The organism is Delftia sp. WSY_10 (assembly GCF_043104705.1).
Classification (GTDB): Bacteria; Pseudomonadota; Gammaproteobacteria; order Burkholderiales; family Burkholderiaceae_C; genus Comamonas; species Comamonas tsuruhatensis.
This window is the reverse complement of record NZ_JBICKY010000056.1, coordinates 16642-42915: the sequence shown is the minus strand read 5'-3', so window position 1 is coordinate 42915 and position 26274 is coordinate 16642. Positions and strand designations below refer to the sequence as shown.

Sequence of the window (26274 nt, the reverse complement as noted above, 5' to 3'; positions counted from 1 at the left end):
ATGGATGGGAGCCAGCATAGGGCAATGCCGGTGCCCGCCCACGCAAAAACGCCCCGCGTTGCGGGGCGTTGCATCTGGCACAGAGCCCGGGTCAGCGGGGCTGCTGGTACTGGGGCTGGTATTGCGGCTGCTGGTACTGCGGCTGCTGTTGATACTGGGGCTGCTGCTGGTGCTGCTGCGGGATCTCGCCCACGAAGATTTCCACGCGGCGGTTCATGGCACGGCCGCTGGCCGAGTCGTTGGAAGCCACGGGCTGGTGCGAGCCACGGCCTTCGGTGGCGATGCGGGCGCCCGAGACGCCGCGCATGGTCAGGTAGTTGCGCGTGCTGTTGGCGCGGTCCAGCGACAGCGGATTGTTGATGGCGTCAGAGCCGGTGCTGTCCGTGTGGCCGATGATGCGCACCTCGGCATTGGGGTTGTTGCGCAGGCCCTCGGCGAAGCGGTCCAGGATGGGAGCGAAGTTGCCCTTGATGTCGGAACGGTTGGTATCGAACGAGATGTCGCTGGGAATGTCGAGCTTGAGCTGGTTGTCGGCCGTCTGGCTCACGTTCACGCCCGTACCCTGGGTGGCCTGCTCCATCTCGCGCTTTTGCTTTTCCATGTTCTGCGACCAGATGTAGGTACCCAGTGCACCCACGCCAGCGCCGATCACGGCACCCGTGCCGGCCCTGCCGCCGGTGACGGCGCCCAGCACGGCGCCGGCTGCAGCGCCCACGCCAGCGCCCGTGGCCGTGCGGCGCTGGGTGTCGCTCATGTTCGCGCAGCCGGAGATGAACAGTGCGGCCGCCGTTGCGGCGGCCAGAACGATGTGCTTGCGCATTGGAAACTCCTTTTGAATCTTGGGAACGCACCGTGCGGTAGCGCCAGGGTCCCCATTGTGGAAAGCAGGCTGCGCACAGCCTATCAGTGCGGGCAGGGCATACCCGTAGGACGGCGCCCGCTCCGCGAGGCTGCCTCCACGGCCGTCACGGGCCGCTGCGATCCTGCCCGGGAGAGGGTTTGTCTGGAGACGGATGCGAATCCCGTGGCGTGTCCACGGGCAACTCGCCCTTGCGGCGTCCGGAGAACATGGTCCACCACACAATAGCGACCAGAATCACCAAGGCCAGCAGTGCTTCGAGCAAAATCAACCCCATGAATTTCCACCTCCTGCGCCATGCCGCGATGGCGCTGATTGTAGGGACGCTGGTCGCCTGCACGACCACCACCAAGCCGGTCTACGACCCCTCGCCCGTACCCGATCTGCAGCCGGGCGGCTCTCCCGCCGTCACGCCCAGGCCCCCGCTGGTCACCAACACGCCCACCAAGAGCCGCTGGATCGCGGCCGACTGGAGCGAATTGCCCGGCCTGCAGGAGGACGCGCTGCACGAAGCCTGGAATGCTTGGCTCAAGAACTGCGAACGACCCAGTTCGGTCTTCGCAGGCCTGTGCCGCGATGTGCGCCAGCTGAGCATCGCCACGGGCGACGAGCAGCGCGCCTGGCTCATGGCCAATCTGCAACCCTACCGCATCGAGGCGCTGGGCGGCGGCCCGGACGGCATGCTGACCGCCTACTACGAGCCGCTGTTCGAGGCGCGGCGCCTGCCCGGCGACGGATTCAACGTGCCGCTGTACAAGACGCCGGCCGGCGCCGGCTTCGGCAGCCGCAAGCCCTGGTTCTCGCGCCAGCAGATCGAGACCCTGCCAGAGGCCCAGGCGGCCCTGGCAGGCCGCGCCATCGCCTGGCTGCGCGACCCCGTCGATGCGATGGTGCTGCACATCCAGGGATCGGGGCGCCTGAACATCACCGAGCCTACAGGCGCGCAACGCACGATCCGCGTCGCCTTTGCGGGCACCAATGACCAGCCCTACAAGAGCGTGGGCCGCTGGCTGCTGGACCAGGGACTGGTGCGCGACGCCACCTGGCCCGGCATCAGCGCCTGGGTGGCCGCCAACCCCGGCCGCGTCAATGAAATGCTGTGGAGCAACCCGCGCTACGTCTTCTTCCGTGAGGAGCCGCTGGAAGGCCTGGACCTGCAGTTCGGCCCCAAGGGCGCCCAGGGCGTGGCCCTGACGCCAGGCCGCTCCATCGCCGTGGACAAGCAGAGCATCCCCTACGGCACACCGGTCTGGCTGTCCACATCCGGGCCCACCGTGGCGCTGAACCGCCTGGTCTTCGCCCAGGACACGGGCAGCGCCATCGTCGGCGCCGTGCGCGCCGACTACTTCATGGGCTGGGGCCCCGAAGCCGGCGACCTGGCAGGCCGCATCAAGCAGAACCTGCGCCTGTGGGCCTTCTGGCCGCGCGCCCTGGCGAGCCAGGCACCGCACTTGAGGTGACCCCCTGAGCGGCTACGCCGCTTCCTCCTCTCTACTCGCTTCGCGAGGGAGGGAGAAGGCGCGCAGCGCCTCAGGGGGTATCGAAGTACCTCGTGACGCGCGGCGGTTCCTTGCCCTTGTGATACGCCAGCTTGCGGTCGCGCAGCGCCACGTCGGCGGCGGTGACGCGGTCGAAGCGGCGAAGGTGCTCGGTCCATGACTCGTCGATGATCTGCTCCACGTAGCGCTCCGGGTGGCTCATGCTGTGCAGCAGGCTCCAGCCCAGCGCGCCCTGGCGCATGCGGCTGCGGCGGCTTTCCTGCATGAGGGCGCGGAAGGCCTCGGCCTGGGTGGGGTCGATCTGGTACTCGATGGTGACGACCACGCGGCCGGCTTCGGGGATGTTGACCTCGGGGCGCTGGAAGGCCTTGGAGGGGCTCAGGTCCTCCTCGATCTGGCGGTCGCGCACCAGGCGCTGCACCAGCAGCATGCAGGCCACGCCGCTGGCGGCCGCCACCATGAGGCTGCCGCGCACGCCCACCATGCTGGCCACCTGTCCCCAGAGCGCGGCGCCTGCCGCCGTGCCGCCCATGATGGACATCTGGTAGATGGACATGCCGCGCGCCCGCACCCAGTTGGGCAGGGCCATCTGGGCCGAAACGCCCAGCACGTTGGCCGTGGAGATCAGCGCCATGCCGGCCAGCATCATGGCCGGCACCGCCATGTAGACATTGGGCGACAGGGCCACGGCCAGCGTGGCCAGCGCATGCACGGCAGAGCCCGACCGGATCAGCCTTTCCTTGGACATGGCCTGGCGCAGGCGCGGCAGGAACATGGCGCCCACGATGGCGCCCGCCCCCATGGAGGCCAGCAGCAGCGTGAAGGTCTCGGCGCCGCCCCCGCCCTCGGTCGGGCCGTGCAGGCGCTGTGCCACCAGGGGCAGCAGGGCCATCACCGCCGTGCACTGCAGGAAGAAACACACCGTGCGCGCCAGCACCGCATGCATGCGCGGCGACTCGCGCACGAACTGCAGGCCCACGCGCATGGCCGAGGGCAGGCGCTCGCGGCCCAGCGGGTTGGCCACGTGGCGGCGCTTCCAGCGGATCAGCACGATGCCCGAGATGACGGACAGCACGGCATTGAGCACGAACACCCAGGCACTGCCCAGGCTGGCGATGATGGCGCCTGCCACCAGGGGGCCGATGATGCGCGAGGCGTTCATGGCCACGGCATTGAGCGCCATGGCCGAGGGCAGGTGGTGCTTGGGCACGAGTTCGGGAATCAATGCCGAGAACACGGGCCAGCGCATGGCCAGGCCGATGCCGTTGGCAAAGGTCAGCACCAGCAGCCAGTGCGCCGTCATCCGGCCCGAGAGCACGAACAGGCACAGCACCAGGGCCACGGCCGCCACCCAGAACTGGGTGACGATGAAGTAGCGGCGCCGGTCCAGGATGTCGGCCAGCGCACCGCTGGGCAGGCCCAGCAGGAAGACGGGCAGCGTGGAGGCCGATTGCACCAGGGCCACGAGCACGGGCGAGGTGGTCAGCGAGGTCATGAGCCAGGCCGCCGCCACATCGTTCATCCACATGCAGGTATTGGCCGCCATCCAGATCAGCCAGAGCATGCGGAAGGTGGGGCCGGACAGCGGCGCCCAGACGCCCTGCTGGGCCTGGGCCGTCTTCTGGCCTTCGGCCTCGGCGGCCGCCCTGTCGGCAGCGGCCATGCCGGACGGGTCCTCGAGCAGGGTGCCCGGCGCCCCCGCGCCCGAGGGCTCGGCCGGGGGCTGGGTGGAAGGCTCGGTTTCTGAGGCGGGTGACTGGGCGGGGTCTGGTGTTGATTGTTCTACGGCCATGTGTCCCGATTCTCGGGCCAAACGCGGGGTGGCGCCAGAAATGGTTGCCTTACTAATAACCACGATCACCGCCTTGTACGACAACCGTTTTTCGCTCCTGTTACAGGAGCACACTGTCGCTTCGGCGCGACCTTCATAGGCCAGTCCGCCGGCCTGCGGCTACTGGCCCGGCAGTCCCTGGCCCGCCATGGGTCCCAGCTGGGACAGCGGCAGCGCATGGCTGGACTTGATCTCGCCCAGCGAGAAACTGGTCTGCATGTCCTTCACGTTGGGCAGGTTCAGCAGCGTGTTGCGCGCGAACTGCGCAAAGCTGTCCAGGTCGCGCGCCACCACCTGCAGCTCGAAGGTGCCGGTGCCGCTGATGTAGTGGCAGGTGACCACCTCGGGCAGCTTGCGGATGGCGTCCTCCATCTCCAGCGTCAGCGTGCCGGCCGTGCGCACGGCATCGAGCCGCACGAAGGCCAGCACGCCCAGGCCGATCTTGTGGCGGTCGATGTCGGCGTGGTAGCCGCGGATGAAGCCCGCTTCTTCCAGCGCCCGCACGCGGCGCCAGCACGGCGCGGCCGACAGGCCCACGCGCTGGGCCAGCTCGGCATTGGTCAAGCGTGCGTCGGCCTGCAGGTGGCCGAGGATGGCAATGTCGAATTTGTCCAAAGTTTGCACAAAACACCGTTTTCAAGAAAGATCCTTGCTCAGGATACTTGAAACAGCGCAAAGAAAGCAAAGACCTATCAGACGAGCACGAATACACTGAAAAAAGGCGATTTGGTTCAGACAACGAGTGCCGTGCATGCCTCTTTCCCGTTCCGGGCAGGACATGACAGGGCGCCGACCATCGATGGAGACAAGCCATGAATGCCCCACTGCCCGAAGACGTGCGCCGCGCCCTGGAGACGGTCACCCTCGACGACAAATACGCTCTGCAGCACGGCCGTGCGTTCATGAGCGGAGTACAGGCCCTTGTGCGCCTGCCCATGCTGCAGCGCCAGCGCGACGCTGCAGCGGGCCTGAATACCGCAGGCTTCATCAGCGGCTACCGGGGCTCCCCGCTGGGCGGCTATGACCAGGCGCTATGGGCGGCGAAAAAGCACCTCGAATCCAACAACATCGTCTTCCAGCCCGGCGTCAATGAAGAGCTGGGCGCCACGGCAGTCTGGGGCACGCAGCAACTGGATCTCTATCCCGAGACCAAGAAGTTCGACGGCGTCTTCGGCCTGTGGTACGGCAAGGGCCCGGGCGTGGACCGATGCTCCGACGTATTCAAGCACGCCAACATGGCGGGCACGGCCCGGCATGGCGGCGTGATCGCGCTGGCCGGCGACGACCACATCAGCAAGAGCAGCACCGCCGCCCACCAGAGCGACCACATCTTCAAGGCCTGCGGCACGCCGGTGTTCTTTCCCAGCAATGTGCAGGACATCCTGGACATGGGCCTGCATGCCTTTGCCATGAGCCGCTTCTCGGGCCTGTGGTCGGGCATGAAGACCATCCAGGAGGTGGTCGAGTCCTCGGCCAGCGTGTCGGTGGAGCCGGACCGCGTGAACATCATCCTGCCCGAGGACTTCCAGATGCCGCCCGGCGGCCTGCACATCCGCTGGCCCGATGCGCCGCTGGAGCAGGAGCAGCGGCTGATGAACTACAAGTGGTATGCGGCCCTGGCCTATGTGCGCGCCAACCGGCTCAACCACAACGTGATCGAGGGCCCCAACGACCGCTTCGGCCTGATCGCCAGCGGAAAGGCCTACAACGACATGCGCCAGGCCCTGGCCGACCTGGGCCTGGACGACGACACCTGCCGCCAGCTGGGCATACGCGTGCACAAGGTCAACGTGGTCTGGCCGCTGGAGGCCACCATCACGCGCGACTTCGCGCGCGGCCTGCAGGAAATCCTGGTGGTGGAGGAAAAGCGCCAGGTCATCGAATACCAGATCAAGGAAGAGCTGTACAACTGGCGCTCCGACGTGCGGCCCAACGTGGTCGGCAAGTTCAGCGACGAACACGGCGGCGAATGGTCGGTGCCCAATCCCAGCCAGGATTGGCTGCTGCGCCCCAATGCGGACCTGACGCCGGCCCTCATCGCGCGCGCCATCGTCCAGCGCCTGACCAAGATCGGCGTGCCCGAACACATCGCCCAGCGCATGCACGAGCGCATTGCCGTGCTGGACGCCCGCGAGGCCGCGCTCAAGGTGGCCCAGAGCCAGCCCACGGGCGACCGCGTGCCATGGTTTTGCAGCGGCTGCCCGCACAACACCAGCACCCGCGTGCCCGAGGGCAGCCGCGCCGTGGCCGGCATCGGCTGCCACTACATGACGGTGTGGATGGACCGCTCCACCAGCACCTTCACGCAGATGGGCGGCGAGGGCGTGACCTGGGTGGGCCAGGCGCCCTTCACCAAGGACGCCCATGTCTTCGCCAACCTGGGCGACGGCACCTACTTCCACAGCGGCCTGCTGGCGATACGCCAGAGCATCGCGGCCGGCGTGAACATCACCTACAAGCTGCTGTACAACGACGCCGTGGCCATGACGGGCGGCCAGCGCGTGGGCGAGCGGCCCGAGGGCCATTCGGTGCTGCAGATCATGAACAGCCTCAAGTCCGAGGGCGTGGCCAAACTGGTCATCGTCACCGACGAACCCGCCAAGTACGACGGCGTGCCGCTGGCCGAGGGCGTGACCGTGCACCACCGCGACGAGCTGGACCGCATCCAGCGCGAGTTCCGCACCCTCAAGGGCTGCACGGCCATCATCTACGACCAGACCTGCGCCACCGAAAAGCGCCGCCGCCGCAAACGCGGCACGCTGGCCACGCCCGACAAGTCCGTGGTCATCAACGAGCTGGTCTGCGAGGGCTGCGGCGACTGCTCGGTGCAGTCCAACTGCCTGTCGGTCGAGCCGGTGGAGACCGAGTTCGGCCGCAAGCGCCGCATCAACCAGAACACCTGCAACAAGGACTACTCCTGCGTGAAGGGCTTTTGTCCCAGCTTCGTCACCATCGAAGGCGGCCAGCTCAAGAAGCCCAAGAAGGAGAAGAAGGGCGACCTGTCCGTGCTGCCGGGCATCCCCGAGCCCGTGCTGCCCGTGGCCGAGCAGGCCTGGGGCATCGTCGTGGCCGGTGTCGGCGGCACGGGCGTGATCACCATCGGCTCGCTGCTGGGCATGGCCGCCCACCTGGAGGGCAAGGGCGTGATCACCCAGGATGCGGCCGGCCTGGCGCAAAAGGGCGGCTCCACCTGGAGCCACATCCAGATCGCCAATCGCCCCGAGGCCATCTACACCACCAAGGTGGACATGGCCAAGGCCGACCTGGTGATCGGCTGCGACCCCATCGTCACGGCCACGCCGACCACCATGTCGGTGATGCAGCCGGGCCGCACCTTCGTGGCGCTCAACAGCCATGGCTCGCCCACGGCAGCCTTCGTCACCAACCCTGACTGGCAGGCACCGGACGACCGCTGCGCCAGCGCACTGGCCCAGGCCGTGGGCCCCGAGCTGCTGGGCAGCTTCGACGCCGAGCAGGTGGCCGTGCAGCTGCTGGGCGACAGCATCTACACCAACCCGCTGATCCTGGGCTACGCCTGGCAAAAGGGCCGCGTGCCGCTGTCGCATGCGGCGCTGATGCGCGCCATCGAACTCAACGGCGTGCAGGCCGACAACAACAAGGCCGCCTTCGAGTGGGGCCGCCGCTGCGCCCATGACCTGGCTGCCGTGCGCGCCCTGTTCCAGACGGCCCAGGTGATCCAGTTCGTCAAGAAGCCTTCGCTGACCGAGATGGTGGCCAAGCGCGTGGACTTCCTCACGGCCTACCAGAACGCCGCCTATGCGGCCGAGTACCAGGCCTTCGTGGACAAGGTCCATGCCGCCGAGCGCGCCGTGGCGGGCTCGGGCACGCGCCTGTCGCAAGCCGTGGCCCGCTATCTGTTCAAACTCATGGCCTACAAGGATGAGTACGAGGTCGCGCGCCTGCACACCGATGCGGCCTTCAGCCAGCGCATCGCCAGCATGTTCGAGGGCGACTACCGCGTGGTCCACCATCTGGCGCCGCCGTCGTCGGCCGCCAAGGACGAGCAGGGCCATCTGGTCAAGAAGTCCTACGGTCCCTGGATGCGCAAGGCCATGGAAGTGCTGGCGAAGATGAAGGGCCTGCGCGGCACGGCGCTGGACCCCTTCGGCCGCACGCAGGAACGCCGCACCGAGCGCGCCCTGATCCAGGAATACCGCCAGTGCATCGAAGGACTGCTGTCCGAGCTCACGCCCGAGCGCCTGGCGCTGGCCGTGGAGATCGCCAGCATTCCCGAGGACATCCGCGGCTACGGCCACGTCAAGGAGCGCAACCTGGCTGCGGCCCGCACCAAGTGGAAGGCGCTGATGGCACGCTGGAACGCCCCGTCACGGGGCGCGGGCAGCACGGGACAGCCCGCAGTCGGCGTGGCCTGAAACCACACGGACCGCCCCGCCACAGGGGCGTCCTGTAAGATCGCGGCCGCCGCCCGTACCGTCAGGTGCGGGCGGCGCGGTTGCCTCCGGGGCCGCTTCAAGTGCCGTCACGCCGGGCGCAAAAACCACGAAAAACCGCGCTCCGCCCCTTTAAAAACGGCAGATGGCCGCCAGTTGCAGCCATCGTCGCCGAAAAACCCGCAGCAGCCAGATCCTGGCAGCCCATGTGGGTCAGGGCTGACGCATACAATGCTCCGTTCTCCTGCGCGGGCCCGTGCATATCGGCGTGCGCAGCGACCCTTTTTCGACCTTCCAATCCTGGAGTCTTGCCCGTGTTTATTTCTTCCGCTTTTGCCCAGACCGCACCCGCAGCAGCAGCCTCCGGTGGCGACTTCATGTCGCAGTTGATGGGCATGGCGCCTCTGGCGCTGATGTTCGTGGTGCTGTACTTCGTGATGATCCGTCCGCAGATGAAGCGCCAGAAGGAGCATCGCTCCATGATCGAGGCACTGGCCAAGGGTGACGAAGTGGCAACGGCCGGCGGCATCATCGGCCGCGTGACGCGCATGTCCGAGCAATTCCTGCACATCGAGATCGCCTCGGGTGTGGAAGTCCAGATCCAGCGCAGCGCCGTCGTCCAGGTGTTGCCCAAGGACACGCTGAAGTAAGCGCTGTCCCTGTCTTGCGGGTGTGCGGACCGCGCAGGCGGCAGCACACCCTTTTGTGCGTTGCTGTCTACAAAGAGCGAAGAGCGCGATCATGAACCGATATCCGGTCTGGAAGTACGCGATCATCGTGATCGCGCTGCTGGTAGGGGTGCTCTACACCCTGCCCAATTTTTTCGGTGAGGCGCCTGCGGTGCAGGTCTCCTCGGCCAAGGCCACCATCAAGGTGGACAACGCCGTGCTGCAGAAAGTCGAAGAGGCCTTGAAGGCTGCCGATGTCAAGCCCGACGTCCTGTCCATCGAAGGCACCTCGGTGCGCGCGCGCTTCAACACGCCCGACGAGCAGCTCAAGGCCAAGGACGTGATCCAGAAGGCCCTGATCCCCGATGCCAACGACCCGGCCTACATCGTGGCCCTGAACCTGGTGTCGCGCTCGCCGCAATGGCTCACGGCCGTCGGCGCCAAGCCCATGTACCTGGGGCTGGATCTGCGCGGTGGCGTGCACTTCATGCTGCAGGTGGACATGGCCGCCGCCCTGACCAAGAAGGCAGACTCCTTTGCCGGCGACCTGCGCAGCTCGCTGCGCGACAAGAACATCCGCCACGGCGGCGTCTCGCGCAACGGCAACACCGTCGAGATCCGCGTGCGCGACGAAGCCATGCTCACGGCCGCGCGCAACCTGGTCTCCGACCAGTTCCCCGATCTGGCAGCCACCTCCGAGCCGGATGGCGCAGGCTTCAAGCTGCTGGCCTCCATCAAGCCCGAAGCCCTGCGCAAGGTGCAGGAGCAGGCGCTCAAGCAGAACATCGTCACCCTGCACAACCGTATCAACGAGCTGGGCGTGGCCGAGCCCGTGATCCAGCAGCAGGGCCTGGACCGCATCATCGTGCAACTGCCCGGCGTGCAGGACACGGCCAAGGCCAAGGACATCCTGGGCCGCACGGCCACGCTGGAAGTGCGCCTGGTCGACGAATCCTCCGAGGCGCGCGGCGCCGAACTGGGTTCGGGCCCCGTGCCCTTCGGCTCCGAGCGCTACCTGGACCGCAACGCCCAGGCCGTGATCGTGCAAAAGCAGGTCGTGCTGACCGGCGAGAACCTCACCGACGCACAGCCCGGCTTCGACAGCCAGACCCAGGAGCCCACGGTCAACCTGGTGCTGGATGCCAAGGGCGCACGCATCTTCAAGGACATCACGCGCGAGAACGTGGGCAAGCGCATGGCCATCATCCTGTTCGAAAAGGGCAAGGGCGAGGTCGTGACGGCTCCCGTGATCCGCACCGAGATCGGCGGCGGACGCGTGCAGATCTCGGGCCGCATGACCACGGCGGAAGCCAACGACACGGCCCTGCTGCTGCGCGCCGGCTCGCTGGCCGCGCCCATGGAGATCATCGAGGAATACACCATCGGCCCCAGCCTGGGCGCCGACAACATCAACCGCGGCATCCACTCCGTGGTCTGGGGCCTGGTGGCCATCGCGGCCTTCATGTGCGTGTACTACCTGCTGTTCGGCGTGATCTCCACGGTGGCCCTGTCGGTCAACGTGCTGCTGCTGCTGGCCATCCTGTCCATGCTGCAGGCCACGCTGACCCTGCCCGGCATCGCCGCCATGGCGCTGGCGCTGGGCGTGGCCATCGACTCCAACGTGCTGATCAACGAGCGCATCCGCGAGGAACTGCGCGGCGGCGCCTCGCCGCAGGCGGCCATCCATGCGGGCTACGAGAACGCCTGGCACACCATCCTGGACTCGAACGTGACCACGCTGATCGCGGGCCTGGCGCTGCTGGCCTTCGGCTCCGGCCCGGTGCGCGGCTTCGCCGTGGTGCACTGCATCGGCATCCTGACCAGCATGTTCTCGGCCGTGTTCTTCTCGCGCGGCCTGGTCAACCTCTGGTACGGCCGCCGCAAGAAGCTCAAGAGCATTTCCATCGGCCAGGTCTGGAAGCCTGAAGACACCAGCCAGCTGCGCTCGGTGACGGCCAAGGGATCCAGCGTCGCCGATTCCGGCGCCAACAACTGAAAGGGGGAAGACCATGGAGTTCTTCCGCATCCGCAAAGACATCCCCTTCATGAAGTACGCGTTGATCCTCAACGCGGTGTCCTTCATCACCTTCGCGCTGGCCGTGTTCTTCCTGCTCACCCGCGGCCTGCACCTGTCCGTGGAATTCACGGGCGGCACCGTGATGGAGGTGGCCTATACCCAGCCCGCCAACATCGCCAAGGTGCGCGACACGGTCGCCGGCCTCGGCTACGCCGATGTCACGGTGCAGAACTTCGGCACATCGCGCGACGTGATGATCCGCCTGCCCGTGCAAAAGGACGTGACCTCGGCCCAGCAAAGCGAGCAAGTACTCACGGCACTCAAGAAGGAAGACGCCGAAGTCACGCTGCGCCGCACCGAGTTCGTGGGCCCGCAGGTGGGTGACGAGCTCATGCACAACGGCCTGATGGCCCTGGGCTTCGTGGTGCTGGGCATCGTGATCTACCTGGCCATGCGCTTCGAGTGGAAGTTCGGCGTGGCCGCCGTGATCGCCAACCTGCACGACGTGATCATCATCCTGGGCTTCTTCGCGTTCTTCCAATGGGAGTTCTCGCTGTCGGTGCTGGCCGGCGTGCTGGCCGTGCTGGGCTACTCGGTCAACGAGTCGGTCGTGATCTTCGACCGTATCCGCGAAGCCTTCCGCAAGTTCCGCAAGCTCAGCACCACCGAGGTGATCGACCACGCCATCACCAGCACCATGAGCCGCACCATCATCACCCACGCCTCCACCGAGGCCATGGTGCTGTCCATGTTCTTCTTCGGCGGTCCCAGCCTGCACTACTTCGCGCTGGCGCTGACCATCGGCATCCTGTTCGGCATCTATTCCTCGGTCTTCGTGGCCGCCGCCATCGCCATGTGGCTGGGCGTCAAGCGCGAGGATCTGATCAAGGCGCCCAAGGCTTCCACGGACCCCAACGACCCCAACGCCGGCGCCACCGTGTAAGCGGATGTTTTAGCCCTGGACCGGCTTACACTCCCGGGCATGCCCTCCCTGCCCCACCCTTCCAACGCGCCTGCTGGCCCCCAGTCCTCCCTGGGCCAGCAGGCGCGTTTGCATTGGGTGCGAGGACTGTGCAAGGGCCTGCCCGGCGTGGCCCAGCAGCTGCTGGCGCAGATGGAGCAACAGGCCCAGGCCGTGGGCACGCAGCGCGAAATGCAGGAGCGGCGTGAAGCCTGGGGCAACTACCGCCAGCACCAGAGCGCCTGGCTGAACGCCAGCATGCAGGCCCTGCAAGGCGCGCTGCAGCCGGCCAAAGCCGCGCCTGCCGCCGTGCCGCAGCGCGGCGCGCTGCAGTTCGAGTTGCTCAGCGACGATGTGGTGGAGAACAAGATCCTGGCCTCCCGCATGGCCCTGGCCATGGGAGAGACCGCAGCGCCGGCCTTCGACACGCTGCGTCTGCGCATGCAGTTCATCGAGGGCCGCGAGCTGCCCTCGGACGATATCCTGCGCACCGAAACCGTGTGCCGGCACCTGGTCGAGCAATGGCTGGCCACGGGCCTGCAGCGCGGTGATCTGCAGCGCGTGCTGGACCTGCTGCAGACGGCCCTGGCGCCCGTGCTGGTGACCGAGTACCAGGCAGCCCATGTGCTGCTGGACGGCCAGGGCGTCACCCGCTCGCAGGACGTGGCCATGCGCGTGCGGCGCACCGAGGCGGGCAACTCCACGCGCGCCATGGGCCTGGGCCAGAACGCCGCGCCACCTGCTGCGGCCTCGCAGCATGCCACTGCATCACAGCATTCCTCGGCCTATGCGCCCACGCAGATGGGCGGCGTGCCCGGCGCTGCCGCCTACCCGCCCGACACTGCGGTACCCCCCCATGGCCAGATGCCGGCGATGCCCGCCATGCCCGTAGGCCTGACAACCCTTTCGCGCGCACGCCACCGCGCCCAGGAAGTCGTGGGCCAGTTGCGCCGCCTGCTCATGCAGCCGGGCGTGGGCGTGCAGGGCCTGGTGCCCGGTGTGGGCGCAGGCATGCCCCAGGCGCCCGCATCGGCCGCGCTGACCCAGGCCTTGCTGGAGCAGCGCGTGGTGGCCCAGACGCAGTACCAGCAGATGCTGGCCCAGGGCCTGACCACGCTGCACATCGATGTCAGTCCGGCTGCCATCGGCCAGCTGGTCGGGCAGGTGCGCGAACGTTCGGCCGACCTCAAGCGCAAGGCCACCACCTCGGGCGAAAAGGCCACCATCGAGATCGTGGCCCTGATGTTCCAGGCCATCCTGACCGAGGACCGCATTCCGCCCTCGGTGCGGGTCTGGTTTGCCCGGCTGCAGGTGCCGGTGCTGCGCGTGGCACTGGCCGAGCCGGAATTCTTCAGCAACCTGCGCCATCCGGCCCGGCTGCTGATCGACCGCCTGGGCTCCTGCGTGATGGGATTCGACGCTTCCAGCATCAGCGGCAGCGCGCTGGAGTCCGAGATCCGGCGCATCGTCCAGGTCATCGAGCAATACCCCGAAACGGGCCAGAAAGTGTTCGTGCTGGTGCTGCGCGAGTTCGAGGATTTCCTGGCGCGCTACCTGACCCAGTCGCAGGACAAGGCCAAGATCGTCACCGTGGCCCAGCAGGTGGAGCAAAAGGAAACCCTGGCCATCCAATACACGATCGAGCTGCGCCACCTGCTCACCGACATGCCGGTGCGCAAGGAGATCCGCGAGTTCCTGTTCAAGACCTGGACCGAGGTGCTGGCCCTGGCCGCCGTGCGCCACGGCGCCAAGGACGCGCGCACCATGCGCTTCAAGCAGGCCGCCAGCGAACTGGTCTGGGCCGCCAGCGCCAAGCCCACGCGCCAGGAACGCTCGCGCGTGATCCAGACGCTGCCGACGCTTTTGCAGACCCTGCGCGAAGGACTGGCCCTGATCGGTGTCACGGGCGACGCCCAGTCCACGCGCATCAAGCTGGTCACCGACACGCTGGCCGAGGCCTTTGTCTCCAAGACCGCGACCATCGCCCCGGCCCGCATCGAGGCCATGGCGCAGCGGCTGGCCCATCTGGAGCAGTACATCAATGAAGACGGCATGCTCGACGAGGACATGCCGCTGTCGCCCGAGAACATCGAGATGATCCTGGGCGTGGATACGGCCGGCCTCAACGTCATCCCGAGCACGAACACGGCCGTGGAGCCGGTGATGCTGGAATGGGCGGCCTCTCTGGAGACGGGCCGCTGGTTCACCCTGGACCACAACGGCGCGCGCATCCAGGTGCAATACACCTGGCGCAGCCGCCGCAAGCAACTGCACCTGTTCGCCGCGCTCGATGGCACCTGCCACCTGCTGCAGCTGCGGCGCATGGCCTCCTACCTGCAGTCCGGACTGCTGGCCGTGCATGACGAGGAGGCGCTCACCGTGCGCGCGACGCGGGATGCGCTGCAGAAGATTCAGGCGAACCCTGAAAGGCTAAGCTCCCCCTGAGGCGCTACGCGCCTTCCCCCCGGGGCACGGCGCCTCTCTACCCGCTTCGCGGGGGAGGGGGACGATGCCCTCGGCTAGGCGCCCCCACCGCGAGGCGGCTCTTGCTCGGCATCTCCCGCTTGGGGACGCGCCAGTTTTTGAGATCAGGCCTGGGCCAGGCGCTGGAACAGGCCGCCGGGCAGGCGTTCCACGCGGCCTTCCAGTTCCAGCTCCAGCAGGTGGGCCTGCAGGGCTGCGGCGTCCATGCCTGTGCGGTCCATGAGCTCGTCCAGCGACAGCGGGTCGTGGGCCAGGGCGCGCAGGGTGGCGTCGCTCTCAGGGTCCTGGGCGGACTGGACAGCTGCCGCTGCCGATACAGGCTTGGGAAGCGGCAGGCGCGCGGCCGTGCCCTGCAGCTCATCGAGCACGTCCTGCGCCGTTTCCACGAGCTTGGCGCCCTGGCGCAACAGCGCATGGCAGCCGCGCGACTGGGGCGCGTGGATGGAGCCAGGAATGGCAAAGACTTCGCGGCCCTGTTCGCTGGCCAGCCTGGCCGTGATCAGCGAGCCCGACTGCAGGGCCGCCTCAACCACCAACGTGCCCTGGGACAGGCCCGCGATGATGCGATTGCGCTGTGGAAAGTGCGCGGCCATGGGGCCGGTGCCCAGCGGATATTCGCTGACGATCAGCCCGTGGCTGGCCACTTCGCGGGCCAGGGCGGCATGGCGCCGCGGGTAGACCTGGTCCAGGCCCGTGCCGACGACGGCAATGGTGACGGGAGCACCCAGCCCGCCCAGGCGTGGCGCCGCGCGCAGCGCGCCTTCATGGGCCGCGCCATCCACGCCCTGCGCCAGTCCGGAGACGATGCACAGGCCGGCCTCGGCCAGCGCCTGCGCCATGGCACGCGCGTTGGCCGCGCCCTGGACCGTCGGCCCGCGGCTGCCCACCATGGCCAGGGATTGGGGATAGGGGAACCAGGGCCCCGGCCCTGCCATGCAGCGCTCGCTGCCCTGCACATGCAGCAGCAGTGGCGGATCTTCCGTCTGCAGCAGCGCCTGCGGATATTGGGGGTGGCCCAGCACGAGCACGGCGTGCAATTGACCGGAAGCGGGCTTGTCCAGCCATTGCGCCGTGGCCGCTACAAGCTGGTCCAGGCGCTGGGGCACGGTCTGCAGGGCATGGGCCTGAGCGGCGGTCACCAGTCCGTGCCAGGCGGACGGCGGGCCGCTCCAGATGTCCTGCGCACCACCGCAGGCCGCCAACAGACGCCGGGCCGTGGTGCGGCCCACGCCGGGCGTCAGCAGCAGCCGGAGCCAGGCAGAGAGTTCGTCAGGAGCCAACCGGTCCGTGGACTGCAGGGCGGCCGCCATGGCGCTGCCGGCAGGCCGTGGTGGCTCAAGGAGCCGGCGAGGTCAGGCTGTCGCCGACCTCGACACCGCGCCGCGCCTCCAGGATCAGCGCGTAGGAGACGCGATCGAAGGTCCGGAACACCATGGCATGGCCGTTGTGTTCGTCGGGCAGTTGCACCTCTTCCTTTTTCTCGCCCGTCTTGTCCACGATGCGTGCGCCGCGGCGTATCAGCTCCAGCACCGTGCCCACGTCCATGCCGTCCTGCGTGCCCTTGTTGATGGCAATGACCTGGTTGTTGGCCGCCCAGCGCACGGCCTGATCACCGTACAGGGAAACCACATGGGCCTTCACTGCCTGTTGCGGCGCGTGGGGCGCGTAGTTCATGTAGGTGCGCTCGGGCGCGGGCAGCAGGCGGTCGCCGGCGCGCATTTCGGTCTTGGAACGCGACAGGTCCACCGTGGCGGGAGAGTTCTGCTGGTGCTTTTCGCCCTTGCTGTCGACGATCTCCAGCGTGGTCTCGCCCTCGATGAGATCGGCCAGGCCCAGGTACTTGGCCTCATAGCCCAGCACCTCGCCGGAGATGGGATCCTTGAGCGCCACGGCATCGCGGAAGACGCGGTACTGGCGCGGCAGGCCGTCGCCCTTGCGCAGCGGCGCCTCGGCCATGCCGCGGGCATAGGCGCGGTCACCGCTGGCCATGAGCACGCGCTCGTCCGTGGTGGCGATCAGGCGTGGCGCGCGCAGCAGCGTTTCGGCATCGACGACCAGGGGCTCGGCAAGAAAGGGCTCGATCAGATGGGGCTGCAGCGTGGGCAGGGCCGCCTGGGCCAGGGATTCGCTGCGCGTGCTCGGAGTGATGCGGACCACGCCGGGCTCTCCGCCATCGCCCATGGGGCGGGCCGTGCTCAGGCGGGCGTAGCCGTCACGCTTGTCCAGGTACAGCACCTGGCCCGGATAGATGAGATGGGGGTTGGCGATGGCCTGCATGTTCATGCCCCACAGCTCGGGCCAGCGCCAGGGACGGCGCAGGAACATGCCGGAGATGCCCCACAGCGTGTCGCCGCGCTTGACGGTGTAGCTGTCGGGCGCATCGGGCGCCAGCTCACCCACGGGAACGCCCTGCTGCGCCACCTGCTGGGCTGCCGAGCGCTGCGATGGCGTCACCGGATACTGCTGCGCGTGGGCCGCCGCACACGCGGCGATCAGGGCCGAGGCAACAGTCCAGGTACGAGCTGTGGCGAATGCAGTCATGGAATTCCTCTTCTTGTGTCTGACACAGCGTCCCTCCTAGGCACTGCGGCACGGCCGATCTTGTCATGAACGGCCATACAGGTCTTACAAATCAGCAAAGATTCTGCGTGCAAGGCCATGAGAGGGCAACGCTTATTGCGTCGTCCCGCTGCGCCCAGGCAGAAAAGTGGCGAAAATAACGACATTCACCGACCACGCCATGTCCATTCTGCCCATTCTTTGCTATCCCGACCCCCGCCTGCACACCGTCGCCAAGCCGGTCGCCAAGGTCGATGACCGCATTCGCCAACTGGTCCAGGACATGTACGCCACCATGTATGACGCCCAGGGCGTGGGACTGGCCGCCACCCAGGTGAATGTGCATGAACGCGTGGTCGTGGTCGATGTCTCCGAAGGCCGCGACGAGCCCTTTGCGCTGATCAACCCCGAGCTGCTCTGGGCCAGCGACGAGAAGCAATTGGGCGAGGAAGGCTGTCTGTCCGTGCCCGGCATCTACGACGGTGTCGAGCGCTCCACGGCCATCAAGGTCAAGGCGCTGGACGAGAACGGCAACGAACGCATCATCGAGGCCGAAGGCTTCAAGGCCATCTGCATCCAGCACGAGATGGACCACCTGATGGGCAAGGTCTTCGTCGAATACCTGTCGCCGCTCAAGCGCAACCGCATCAAGACCAAGCTGCTCAAGCAGCAGAAACAGGCAGAACGCGCATGACCCGCCTGCCAGCGCCTCGCTTCATGCCGCGCTGGAAGATGGACGGCGCGGGCCTCGTTGCCTGGGCGCTGCTGGCCCTGTCCCTGTTGCTGGCCGGCTGCACCGTACCCGAGTGGCAAAAGCCCGGCACGCCACGGGCCGACATCGAGCGATCCATGGGCCGCCCGACCCTGAGCCTGCCGCTGGACGGCGGCGGCACGCGCCTGGTCTACAGCTGGCAGCCTGCAGGCCAGCAGGTCTATCACATGGATTTCGACGCCAGCCAGCGCCTGGTGCGCGTGGAGCAGGCACTCACCATCGAACGCTTCCACGCCCTGCGCAATGGCGAGGACACCCGCGAAAGCGTGCGCCAGCTCTTCGGCCCGCCTGCGCTGATCGAGAGGGTCTACAGTTTCAACGGCGACATCTGGACCTACCGTATCCTGGAAAATGGCATTCGCCGCCAGGCCCATGTGCATATCGACCCCGCCGGCGTGGTGCGCCGCGTGATGTTCACCGACGAAGTGTTCAATGACGACGATCGGCGTTGAGCCTGCACACCGTCCCCACCGTCCCTACTGGATTGCATGAGAGTCATTTTTGCCGGCACGCCCGAGTTCGCGCGCGTTGCCCTTGAACGCCTGCTCGCCGCGGGCTTCACCGTCCCCCTGGTGCTGACCCAGCCCGACCGTCCTGCCGGGCGCGGCATGAAGCTGCAGGCCTCGCCCGTCAAGCAGTGCGCGCTGGAGCATGGCATTGCCGTGGCCCAGCCGCGCAGCCTGCGCCTGGACGGCAAATACCCCGAAGAGGCCGCCGCCGCCCGCGCCGCCATCGAAGCGGCCCAGGCCGATGTCATGGTCGTGGCCGCCTACGGGCTGATCCTGCCGCAGTGGGTGCTCGATACGCCCCCGCGCGGCTGCCTGAACATCCACGCCAGCCTGCTGCCGCGCTGGCGCGGCGCCGCCCCCATCCACCGCGCCATCGAGGCCGGCGATGCCGAGACCGGCGTCACCATCATGCAGATGGACGCGGGCCTGGACACGGGCGACATGTGCCTGGTCGAGCGCCTGCCCATCACCGCCGACGACACCACGGCCAGCCTGCACGACAAGCTGGCCGACCTGGGCGGACGCCTTATCGTCGAGGCGCTGGAGATGAGCGCCTGCGGCGGCCTGCCGCGCACGCCCCAGCCTGCCGAGGGCGTGAACTACGCGCACAAGATCGAAAAGGCCGAAAGCCAGATCGACTGGCGCCAGGATGCCGAGGCCATTGCCCGGCGCCTGCGCGCCTTCAATCCCTTCCCGGGCGGCGCCACGCAGTACGGCGATGAATCCATCAAGGTCTGGGAGGCTCACGCCGACCCCGCCGCCGCCGCCGTGGCGGCGGCAGTGCCCGGCACCGTGCTGTCCGCAGGCGCCGACGGCGTGCGCGTGGCCTGCGGCCAGGGCGTGCTGTGCATGACGCTGCTGCAGCGCGCGGGCGGCAAGCGGCTGGCGGCAGGCGATTTCCTGCGCGGCTTCGATCTGCCTGAAGGAGCCATCCTGGACGGTGCTGCCAGCGGCGGCACGCCATGAACCTGCAGCCCCTGGTGGAACGCGCACGCGGCATTGCGCGCGATCCCGCCTTCATGACCGGCGTGCGCGACATGTCGGGCACGGCGCTGGGCATCGGCGCCTGGGGCCTGGTCACGGGCGTGGCCATGATCAAGAGCGGCATGTCCCTGCCCCTGGCGCTGTTCATGGGCCTGCTGGTCTATGCCGGCAGTGCCCAGCTGGCCGTGCTGCCGCTGATGGCCGTGGGCGCGCCCATGTGGGTGGTCTGGTTCACGGCCATCTGCGTGAACCTGCGCTTCGTCATCCTCAGCAGCATGTGGCGCAGCTACTTTGCCCACCTGCGCCTGCGCCACCGCCTGGCCATCGCCTATTTCAGCGGCGACGTGATCTTCGTGGGCTTCATGAAACGCTACCCCGATGCCCGGCCCCAGCCCGAGCAGCTGCCCTATTTCTGGGGTGCCGCATCGACCAACTGGCTGGCCTGGCAGATCCCGTCCACGTTGGGCATCCTGCTGGCCGACCAGGTGCCCCTGTCCTGGGGCCTGGGCTTTGCGGGCGTGCTGGCCCTGATGGGCGTGCTGCTGTCCATGCTCAACGACCGTGCCACCTGGGTGGCAGGCGTGGTTGCAGCCAGCGCGGCCGTGGCGGCCTTTGCGCTGCCGCTCAAGCTCAATATCCTCGTGGCCATCGCGGCAGCCGTGGCCGCAGGCCTGCTGGCGGAATCGCTGCAGCAGCGCCTGCGCGCACTGCAGGCGCCTGAAAAAGAGGAGCCAGGCCCGGTGATTCTCCCGCCCGATACAGCATATGGCGAGCGCCATGCCCGGCTGCCGCTGGACGAAGACGCCCGGCCCGTGCAAACCAAGGAAAAGGAAACGCTCTGATGGATCTGTCCTGGCTGTGGCCCTGGCTGGCCTGCGTGGGCCTGGCGGCCATCACGCTGTTCACACGCGCCTTCTTCCTGATTCCCGAGCGCGAGGTGCCCTTGCCGCAATGGCTCAAGCGCGGCCTCAAGTATGCGCCGCTGGCGGCCCTGGCGGCCGTGATTGCGCCCGAGATCGTGATGACCAACGGCCGGCTGATCTCCACCGTGGTCGATGCGCGCCTGCCGGCCCTGGCTTGCGCGGTCATGTATTTTTTTTACAAGCGCAGCATCATGGGAACGATCGCGCTTGGCATGGCGGTCTATCTGCCACTGCATATCGGCCTGGGCTGGTAGGCGCAGCGCGGCCCAGAGCGACCGAGAGCGCCCGGCTGCCCGGCTGAAACCGGATTACAGGCGCTCCCGATGCCCCGGATCGCCGGTGCGCCCGCCCGCTGCCGGGGCGGGCACGCCGCCTACAATGGCCGCGCTTTACCTCTTTTTCGTTTCAATTCCATGGCGATCGCCACCGATCGCAACGCCGCCGTCATGAACATTCTCCGCTTCTCCGATCTGTGCGCCCAGGGCAAGGCCCAGGGCCAGCGCGTCTTCATCCGCGCCGACCTCAACGTGCCCCTGAACGATGCTGGCGAGATCACCGAGGACACGCGCGTGCGCGCCTCCGTGCCCGCCATCGAGATGGCACTGAAGGCCGGCGCCGCCGTGATGGTGACCAGCCACCTGGGCCGTCCCACCGAAGGCGAGTTCAAGCCCGCCGATTCGCTGGCGCCCGTCGCCCGCCGCCTGGGCGAGCTGCTGGGCCGCGAAGTGCCCCTGGTCGCCGACTGGGTGGACGGCGTGCAGGTGGCGCCCGGCCAGGTCGTGCTGCTGGAGAACTGCCGCGTGAACGTGGGCGAGAAGAAGAACAAGGAAGAACTGGCCCGCAAGCTGGCCGCGCTGTGCGACATCTTCGTGCACGACGCCTTCGGCACTGCCCACCGTGCCGAGGGAACCACCTACGGCATCGCCCAGTTCGCGCCCATTGCCTGCGCGGGACCGCTGCTGTCGGCCGAGATCGACGCCATCACCAAGGCCCTGGCCAACCCGCGCCGCCCGCTGGCCGCCATCGTGGCAGGCTCCAAGGTCTCGACCAAGCTGACCATCCTGCAGTCGCTGGCCAAGAACGTGGACCAGCTCATCGTGGGCGGCGGCATTGCCAACACCTTCATGCTGGCGGCGGGCCTGAAGATCGGCAAGAGCCTGGCCGAGGCCGACCTGGTCGGCGAGGCCCGCGCCGTGATCGACGCCATGGCCGCACGCGGCGCCGAGGTGCCGATTCCCACCGACGTGGTGGTCTCCAAGACCTTCGCGGCCGACGCGCCCGCCACCGTCAAGAAGGCCACCGAAGTGGCTGACGACGACATGATCCTGGACATCGGCCCCGAGACCGCCGCCCGCCTGGCCGAGCAACTGCGCAAGGCCGGCACCATCGTCTGGAACGGCCCCATGGGCGTGTTCGAGTTCGACCAGTTCGCCAACGGCACCAAGGTCGTGGCCCAGGCGATTGCCGAGTCCGACGCCTTCAGCATCGCCGGTGGCGGCGATACCCTGGCCGCCATCGCCAAGTACGGCATCGAGGACAAGGTCGGCTACATCTCCACGGGCGGCGGCGCCTTCCTGGAGGTGCTGGAAGGCAAGACCCTGCCTGCCTTCGAGATCCTGCAAAAGCGCGCCAACGGCTGAGCACGGCAACATCCGGATACGGGGCACTTTCTTGTCAGTGCCTCGCGGCGAAGCCACAATCGACACTTTGCGCAGCTGCAGCAATCCGCCGCAGCGCGCCCCCGCACCGAGGAGAAATCCATGCGATCGTTCAAATCCGCCGGCGGCCTGGCCCTGGCGGGCCTCTGCCTGGCCCTGGCGGGCTGCGTCAATGCACCGATGACCAGCTACTTCGAAGCCACGGCCCAGCCCAAGATCGGCGCTGCCGGCCACTGGGACTCCGTGGCCAACGATGTCGTCGCCAAGACGCTGGAGACACTGCAAAAGACCGGCATCGAGCGCACCACGCCGGTCCACGTGGCCCTGCCGGCCGAGCCCAGCCCGTTCGACAAGGGTTTTCGTGAGCTGATCATCACCAAGCTCGTGCAAAGCGGCGTGACCGTCATGCTGCAGCCGGCCCAGGCCCAGCTGCAGGTGAGCTACGGCACCCAGGTCGTGCGCCACGGCAAGCGCCTGCCCAACCCCGAACTCGTGCTGACGACGACGGTGGTGCGCAACAACCAGTACCTGGCGCGCAAGACCGACGTCTACTACCTCGAAAAGAGCGACGCCGTGCTGTTCACGGCCGAGGACGAGCGCCCCGAATTCCCCGCCAAGAACCTGAAGGTGGTGGGCCAATGACGCTGCGCACGCCCCTCCTGCCGGCCGCGCTGGCTGCGGCGGCCCTGCTGTCCGCCTGCGCCGTGCCCGCCCCCGCGCCTTCGCCCGAGTTCTCGGCCGCACGCCGTGGCGAGCCCACCTACCAGTCGGCCGCAGCCAACCCCTTCATCGCCAGCAGCCGCGCTGCCGTGGACGAGCTGGTCAAGGGCCTGAACACCGAGGAACTGGGCGAGGCGCCCGTGCTCGTGGCCACCGTGGTCAACGTCAACGACCTGACGCGCTCGGCCCCGCTGGGCCGCACGCTCAGCGAGCTGTACGCCTCCCAGCTGTCCGCCAAGGGCTACAACGTCAAGGAGCTGAAGCTGCGCGGCGATGTGTACGTCAAGGAAGGCACGGGCGAGCTGCTGCTGTCGCGCGAGATCAAGGACATCGCCCGCAACCACAATGCGGCCCTGGTCCTGGTGGGCACGTACTCGGCGGCTGCCAAGTACACCTATGTGAGCCTGAAGCTGGTTCGCACCGACGACAGCCGCATCGTGCGCAGCCACGACTACGCGCTGCCCAACAACATCGACATCCAGCGCCTGCTGGGCGCCCCGGCCACGGCGCAACGCTGAGGCCCTGCAGCCTGACTGCGCCCGTGTGCGCAGTCAGGCTGCATCTTCTTCTCCCGACCTTCTCCTGCTTGCCCTCAGCGGCCGCGCGCCGGCCACAGCACCGAGGCAATGGCCACCACCATCAGCGCCACGGCCGTCCAGTCCTGCCAGTGCAGCACCTCGCCCAGCCACCAGGCGCCGCTGAACACGCCCAGCACGGGGATCATCATCACGCTCAGCGTGGACGCCACGGGCGGCAGGCTGCGCGCCAGGAAGAACCAGACCGTCTGGCCAAAGCCCAGCACCAGCACGCCGTTGAAGACGATGGCGCCCGTGGCCTGGGCATCGGGCCAGTGCCACAGGTGGCGCTCGAAGACGAAGGCCAGCACCGTGAGCGTCAGCGCGGTCAGCGCCACCATCCACAGCGTCATCGTCAGCAGGGGCACGGGCACCTCGGCGCGGCGCAGCTTCTGCGTGCCGAAGGCCCAGCTCAGCGCGGCGGCCAGCATCAGGCCCACGCCGATGGGGCGGCTGCCCAGGGCGCCGACCTCGTGCCACAGCAGCAGGAGCACGCCCGCCAAGGCCGCCGCCACACCCGCCCAGGCACGCGGCGCCAGCCGGTCATGGAAGAACAGGCTGCCCAGCACGGCCGAAAAGATGGGCATGGTGTAGCCCAGGATGGCCGCCCGCCCGCTGGACAGCATGGGGATGGCAATGATGATCAGGCTGTTCCACAGCACCATGTTGAACAGCGTCAGCTGCGCCAGCCGGGGCCAACAGGCGCGCGGCACGGCCAGCGGCAGGCGGCGCCAGACCACGAAGGCCGCCAGGATGGGCAGCCCCACCCACATCGAGGCCATGCGGAAACTCAGCGGCGGGAAATGCTGCACGCCCAGCTTCATCACCGGCCAATTGATGCCCCAGATCAGGGTCAGCGCGATCAGCAAAAGGATTTGTCGGGCGGTGAAGGCAGGCATAGGCCGCCGATTGTGCCCATGGGCCGCCAAACCCGCTGGATGCCCGGCGACAGGCCCCGGGAAGGGCCGATCGCTAAAATCGCGCCCCATGACCTTTCTCGACATGCTGCGCAATGCCACCGCCCAGAACCAATCCATGCTGTGCGTGGGCCTGGACCCCGAACCCAGCCGCTTTCCTGCGGCCATGCGCGGCGATGCAAGCAAAATCTACGAATTCTGCGCCGCCATCGTCGAGGCCACGGCCGACCTGGTGAACTCCTTCAAGCCCCAGATCGCCTACTTCGCGGCCCACCGCGCCGAAGACCAGCTGGAAAAGCTCATGGCCCACATGCGCGCCGTCGCGCCCCATGTACCCATCATCCTGGACGCCAAGCGCGGCGACATCGGCTCCACCGCCGAGCAGTACGCCAAGGAAGCCTTCGAGCGCTATGGCGCCGACGCCGTGACCCTGTCGCCCTTCATGGGCTTCGACTCCATCACGCCCTACCTGCAGTACGAGGGCAAGGGCGCCTTCCTGCTGTGCCGCACCTCCAACCCCGGCGGTGACGACCTGCAGGCCCAGCGCCTGGCCGACCTGCCGGGCCAGCCCCACCTGTTCGAGCATGTGGCGCGCCTGGCGCAAGGCCCCTGGAACACCAACGGCCAGCTCGGCCTGGTGGTGGGCGCCACGCGCCCGCAGGAGATCGAACGCGTGCGTGAATTCGCGCCCTCGCTGCCGCTGCTGATTCCCGGCGTGGGTGCCCAGGGGGGCGATGCCGTGGCCACGGTCAAGGCGGCGCGCATCGGCGGCGGCCCCATCATCATCAATTCCTCGCGTGCGGTGCTCTATGCATCGCAGGGCGACGACTTCGCTGCCGCCGCGCGCACCGCCGCCCAGGCCACGCGCCAGACGCTGCAAGACGCAGCCGCTGCCTGAGACGGCAGGGAAGCCCGGCCATGCAAGGCAAATGGCTGGAAGACTTCCTGCTGCTGGCCCAGGAGCGCAGCTTCACGCGCGCGGCCGAGCTGCGCCATGTCACCCATCCGGCCTTCGGGCGGCGCATCCGCGCGCTGGAGGCCTGGGCCGGCACGCCCCTGGTCGAGCCCGGCGGCGGCCCCGTGCGGCTGACGCCGGCCGGCGAAGCCTTCCGCGATACGGCCGAGCAACTGGTGCGCACGCTGGCCCAGTCGCATGATGAACTGCAGGCCGTGGCCGGGCGCCAGGCCCGCGTGATCACCCTGGCCACGGGGCGCACGCTGGCGCGCACCATCGTGGCCGACTGGCTGACCCGCCACGGCAGCGTGCTGCAGACGGCTGAGCTGCGCGTGGTCACGCGCACGCTGGACGAGACCGTGGCCATGCTGCAGCGCGGCGAAGTCAGCTTCACGCTGGTCTACCACCACGCCGCCATTGGCGTGCGCCTGGACGGCCGCCAGTTCAGCTACCTGACGGTGATGCAGGACAGGCTGGTGCCCGTGGCCCGCGCCGATGCCCAGGGCCGCCCGCTGTACGAGCTGTCGGCCAGCCACCAGCCCGTCGCTCCCGTGCCCTACCTCGCCTTCTCCCACAGCATGGCCCTGGGCCGGCTGGTGGAAGACCACCTGGCCCGGCATCCGCTGGCGCCGCGCCTGCGCCGCTGCGTGGACTGCGACTCGGCCGACGCCCACTACGAATACGTGCTGCGCGGCCTGGGCCTGGCCTGGATGCCGTGGTCCATGGTGCGCGGCGACTGCCAGGCCGGCCGCCTGGCCGTGGCCGGCGACCCGGGCCTGGAAGTGCACTTCGACGTGCGCCTGTACCGTCCCAAGCGCCACCTGGGCCCCGCGGCCGAGCAGTTCTGGAGCGACATCACGGGCGCCTGACGGGTGCATGCATGCGCCCTCCTGGTGCAAACCCGCACCGCGCTGTGGAACAAGCGGGTTTTGGTGCTGCAATGGCTCCGCCTCGTGCCGAATCAGCACCAA

General features: G+C 68.0%; 23 protein-coding genes. 16 read left to right on the top strand and 7 right to left on the bottom strand.

Annotated elements, in window-relative coordinates; all coding sequences use genetic code 11:
- Positions 1 to 91: 91 nt before the first annotated feature.
- Complete coding sequence (locus ACF8ML_RS22795) at positions 92 to 820, bottom strand: OmpA family protein (RefSeq protein ID WP_016449372.1); 729 nt, start codon at positions 818 to 820, stop codon at positions 92 to 94.
- A gap of 145 nt (positions 821 to 965) precedes the next feature.
- Positions 966 to 1136, bottom strand: a complete 171-nt coding sequence (locus ACF8ML_RS22790; RefSeq protein WP_016449371.1) for a hypothetical protein — start codon at positions 1134 to 1136, stop codon at positions 966 to 968.
- Between ACF8ML_RS22790 and ACF8ML_RS22785 the strand changes: the two genes are divergently transcribed.
- The gene (locus ACF8ML_RS22785) at positions 1135 to 2319 is read left to right on the top strand and encodes a murein transglycosylase A (protein WP_017404060.1); all 1185 of its coding nucleotides are present in this window, start codon (positions 1135 to 1137) and stop codon (positions 2317 to 2319) included. The two genes, ACF8ML_RS22790 and ACF8ML_RS22785, sit on opposite strands and share 2 nt — an antisense overlap.
- Positions 2320 to 2389: 70 nt before the next feature.
- On the opposite strand, the gene ACF8ML_RS22780 is transcribed toward ACF8ML_RS22785, so the two are convergent.
- Both ACF8ML_RS22780 and ACF8ML_RS22775 read right to left on the bottom strand, forming a co-directional pair.
- Positions 2390 to 4150 (bottom strand): MFS transporter, encoded by a 1761-nt coding sequence (locus tag ACF8ML_RS22780; RefSeq protein ID WP_392408095.1) that lies wholly within the window; start codon positions 4148 to 4150, stop codon positions 2390 to 2392.
- 159 nt (positions 4151 to 4309) lie between these two features.
- Positions 4310 to 4813 carry an Lrp/AsnC family transcriptional regulator gene (locus ACF8ML_RS22775; protein WP_016449368.1) on the bottom strand — a complete coding sequence of 168 codons (504 nt, stop codon included), beginning with the start codon at positions 4811 to 4813 and terminating at the stop codon, positions 4310 to 4312.
- A 188-nt stretch (positions 4814 to 5001) separates the two neighbouring features.
- Here ACF8ML_RS22775 and ACF8ML_RS22770 point away from each other — a divergent pair, with 188 nt between their 5' ends.
- From ACF8ML_RS22770 to ACF8ML_RS22750, 5 genes are all read left to right on the top strand, one after another.
- A complete protein-coding gene (locus ACF8ML_RS22770; RefSeq protein ID WP_392408094.1) occupies positions 5002 to 8583 on the top strand; it encodes an indolepyruvate ferredoxin oxidoreductase family protein in 3582 nt (1193 codons plus the stop codon).
- A gap of 332 nt (positions 8584 to 8915) precedes the next feature.
- Positions 8916 to 9251 (top strand): preprotein translocase subunit YajC, encoded by a 336-nt coding sequence (gene yajC / locus ACF8ML_RS22765; RefSeq protein WP_016449366.1) that lies wholly within the window; start codon positions 8916 to 8918, stop codon positions 9249 to 9251.
- Positions 9252 to 9342: 91 nt separating this feature from the next.
- On the top strand, positions 9343 to 11265 hold the full coding sequence (gene secD, locus ACF8ML_RS22760) for a protein translocase subunit SecD (protein ID WP_016454252.1): 1923 nt from the start codon (positions 9343 to 9345) through the stop codon (positions 11263 to 11265).
- A gap of 13 nt (positions 11266 to 11278) precedes the next feature.
- Positions 11279 to 12229, top strand: a complete 951-nt coding sequence (gene secF / locus ACF8ML_RS22755; RefSeq protein WP_016449364.1) for a protein translocase subunit SecF — start codon at positions 11279 to 11281, stop codon at positions 12227 to 12229.
- 39 nt (positions 12230 to 12268) lie between these two features.
- On the top strand, positions 12269 to 14692 hold the full coding sequence (locus ACF8ML_RS22750) for a DUF1631 family protein (RefSeq protein ID WP_392408093.1): 2424 nt from the start codon (positions 12269 to 12271) through the stop codon (positions 14690 to 14692).
- Positions 14693 to 14835: 143 nt separating this feature from the next.
- On the opposite strand, the gene dprA is transcribed toward ACF8ML_RS22750, so the two are convergent.
- Together dprA and ACF8ML_RS22740 are read right to left on the bottom strand one after the other, a co-directional pair.
- Complete coding sequence (dprA, locus tag ACF8ML_RS22745) at positions 14836 to 16041, bottom strand: DNA-processing protein DprA (RefSeq protein WP_392408092.1); 1206 nt, start codon at positions 16039 to 16041, stop codon at positions 14836 to 14838.
- Between the two features lie 25 nt (positions 16042 to 16066).
- Positions 16067 to 17272 (bottom strand): LysM peptidoglycan-binding domain-containing protein, encoded by a 1206-nt coding sequence (locus ACF8ML_RS22740; protein ID WP_026063004.1) that lies wholly within the window; start codon positions 17270 to 17272, stop codon positions 16067 to 16069.
- Between the two features lie 199 nt (positions 17273 to 17471).
- Here ACF8ML_RS22740 and def point away from each other — a divergent pair, with 199 nt between their 5' ends.
- From def to ACF8ML_RS22700, 8 genes are all read left to right on the top strand, one after another.
- Positions 17472 to 17984 carry a peptide deformylase gene (gene def, locus ACF8ML_RS22735; RefSeq protein ID WP_016449360.1) on the top strand — a complete coding sequence of 171 codons (513 nt, stop codon included), beginning with the start codon at positions 17472 to 17474 and terminating at the stop codon, positions 17982 to 17984.
- The gene (locus ACF8ML_RS22730; protein ID WP_016449359.1) at positions 17981 to 18514 is read left to right on the top strand and encodes a hypothetical protein; all 534 of its coding nucleotides are present in this window, start codon (positions 17981 to 17983) and stop codon (positions 18512 to 18514) included. Before def ends, ACF8ML_RS22730 begins: the two co-directional genes overlap by 4 nt.
- Before the next feature lie 36 nt (positions 18515 to 18550).
- The gene (gene fmt, locus ACF8ML_RS22725; RefSeq protein ID WP_392408091.1) at positions 18551 to 19537 is read left to right on the top strand and encodes a methionyl-tRNA formyltransferase; all 987 of its coding nucleotides are present in this window, start codon (positions 18551 to 18553) and stop codon (positions 19535 to 19537) included.
- Positions 19534 to 20397, top strand: coding sequence for an AzlC family ABC transporter permease (locus ACF8ML_RS22720; RefSeq protein WP_392408090.1), 864 nt, complete (start codon positions 19534 to 19536; stop codon positions 20395 to 20397). Before fmt ends, ACF8ML_RS22720 begins: the two co-directional genes overlap by 4 nt.
- Positions 20397 to 20732, top strand: coding sequence for an AzlD domain-containing protein (locus tag ACF8ML_RS22715; RefSeq protein ID WP_012202761.1), 336 nt, complete (start codon positions 20397 to 20399; stop codon positions 20730 to 20732). Before ACF8ML_RS22720 ends, ACF8ML_RS22715 begins: the two co-directional genes overlap by 1 nt.
- A gap of 192 nt (positions 20733 to 20924) precedes the next feature.
- Positions 20925 to 22118 carry a phosphoglycerate kinase gene (locus ACF8ML_RS22710; RefSeq protein WP_026062985.1) on the top strand — a complete coding sequence of 398 codons (1194 nt, stop codon included), beginning with the start codon at positions 20925 to 20927 and terminating at the stop codon, positions 22116 to 22118.
- A 120-nt stretch (positions 22119 to 22238) separates the two neighbouring features.
- Complete coding sequence (locus tag ACF8ML_RS22705; protein ID WP_047328044.1) at positions 22239 to 22778, top strand: hypothetical protein; 540 nt, start codon at positions 22239 to 22241, stop codon at positions 22776 to 22778.
- Complete coding sequence (locus tag ACF8ML_RS22700) at positions 22775 to 23374, top strand: FlgO family outer membrane protein (protein ID WP_017407706.1); 600 nt, start codon at positions 22775 to 22777, stop codon at positions 23372 to 23374. Before ACF8ML_RS22705 ends, ACF8ML_RS22700 begins: the two co-directional genes overlap by 4 nt.
- A gap of 74 nt (positions 23375 to 23448) precedes the next feature.
- Here ACF8ML_RS22700 and ACF8ML_RS22695 read toward each other — a convergent pair whose 3' ends face one another.
- Positions 23449 to 24330 carry a DMT family transporter gene (locus ACF8ML_RS22695; protein WP_026062986.1) on the bottom strand — a complete coding sequence of 294 codons (882 nt, stop codon included), beginning with the start codon at positions 24328 to 24330 and terminating at the stop codon, positions 23449 to 23451.
- An 88-nt stretch (positions 24331 to 24418) separates the two neighbouring features.
- On the opposite strand from ACF8ML_RS22695, the gene pyrF reads away from it, so the two are divergent.
- Together pyrF and ACF8ML_RS22685 are read left to right on the top strand one after the other, a co-directional pair.
- Positions 24419 to 25246: an orotidine-5'-phosphate decarboxylase gene (gene pyrF / locus ACF8ML_RS22690; protein WP_016449352.1), complete on the top strand. Its 828-nt coding sequence runs from the start codon at positions 24419 to 24421 to the stop codon at positions 25244 to 25246.
- 20 nt (positions 25247 to 25266) lie between these two features.
- Entirely contained in the window at positions 25267 to 26172 is a 906-nt protein-coding gene (locus ACF8ML_RS22685; protein WP_012202755.1) for a LysR family transcriptional regulator, read from the top strand.
- Positions 26173 to 26274: the final 102 nt, after the last annotated feature.

Coding starts and splice junctions, on each gene's coding strand:
- ACF8ML_RS22795 (WP_016449372.1), bottom strand. CDS start 820: ATGCGCAAGCACATCGTTCTGGCCGCCGCAACGGCGGCCGCACTGTTC.
- ACF8ML_RS22785 (WP_017404060.1), top strand. CDS start 1,135: ATGAATTTCCACCTCCTGCGCCATGCCGCGATGGCGCTGATTGTAGGG.
- ACF8ML_RS22790 (WP_016449371.1), bottom strand. CDS start 1,136: ATGGGGTTGATTTTGCTCGAAGCACTGCTGGCCTTGGTGATTCTGGTC.
- ACF8ML_RS22780 (WP_392408095.1), bottom strand. CDS start 4,150: ATGGCCGTAGAACAATCAACACCAGACCCCGCCCAGTCACCCGCCTCA.
- ACF8ML_RS22770 (WP_392408094.1), top strand. CDS start 5,002: ATGAATGCCCCACTGCCCGAAGACGTGCGCCGCGCCCTGGAGACGGTC.
- secD (WP_016454252.1), top strand. CDS start 9,343: ATGAACCGATATCCGGTCTGGAAGTACGCGATCATCGTGATCGCGCTG.
- secF (WP_016449364.1), top strand. CDS start 11,279: ATGGAGTTCTTCCGCATCCGCAAAGACATCCCCTTCATGAAGTACGCG.
- ACF8ML_RS22750 (WP_392408093.1), top strand. CDS start 12,269: ATGCCCTCCCTGCCCCACCCTTCCAACGCGCCTGCTGGCCCCCAGTCC.
- dprA (WP_392408092.1), bottom strand. CDS start 16,041: ATGGCGGCCGCCCTGCAGTCCACGGACCGGTTGGCTCCTGACGAACTC.
- ACF8ML_RS22740 (WP_026063004.1), bottom strand. CDS start 17,272: ATGACTGCATTCGCCACAGCTCGTACCTGGACTGTTGCCTCGGCCCTG.
- def (WP_016449360.1), top strand. CDS start 17,472: ATGTCCATTCTGCCCATTCTTTGCTATCCCGACCCCCGCCTGCACACC.
- ACF8ML_RS22730 (WP_016449359.1), top strand. CDS start 17,981: ATGACCCGCCTGCCAGCGCCTCGCTTCATGCCGCGCTGGAAGATGGAC.
- fmt (WP_392408091.1), top strand. CDS start 18,551: ATGAGAGTCATTTTTGCCGGCACGCCCGAGTTCGCGCGCGTTGCCCTT.
- ACF8ML_RS22720 (WP_392408090.1), top strand. CDS start 19,534: ATGAACCTGCAGCCCCTGGTGGAACGCGCACGCGGCATTGCGCGCGAT.
- ACF8ML_RS22715 (WP_012202761.1), top strand. CDS start 20,397: ATGGATCTGTCCTGGCTGTGGCCCTGGCTGGCCTGCGTGGGCCTGGCG.
- ACF8ML_RS22710 (WP_026062985.1), top strand. CDS start 20,925: ATGAACATTCTCCGCTTCTCCGATCTGTGCGCCCAGGGCAAGGCCCAG.
- ACF8ML_RS22705 (WP_047328044.1), top strand. CDS start 22,239: ATGCGATCGTTCAAATCCGCCGGCGGCCTGGCCCTGGCGGGCCTCTGC.
- ACF8ML_RS22700 (WP_017407706.1), top strand. CDS start 22,775: ATGACGCTGCGCACGCCCCTCCTGCCGGCCGCGCTGGCTGCGGCGGCC.
- ACF8ML_RS22695 (WP_026062986.1), bottom strand. CDS start 24,330: ATGCCTGCCTTCACCGCCCGACAAATCCTTTTGCTGATCGCGCTGACC.
- pyrF (WP_016449352.1), top strand. CDS start 24,419: ATGACCTTTCTCGACATGCTGCGCAATGCCACCGCCCAGAACCAATCC.
- ACF8ML_RS22685 (WP_012202755.1), top strand. CDS start 25,267: ATGCAAGGCAAATGGCTGGAAGACTTCCTGCTGCTGGCCCAGGAGCGC.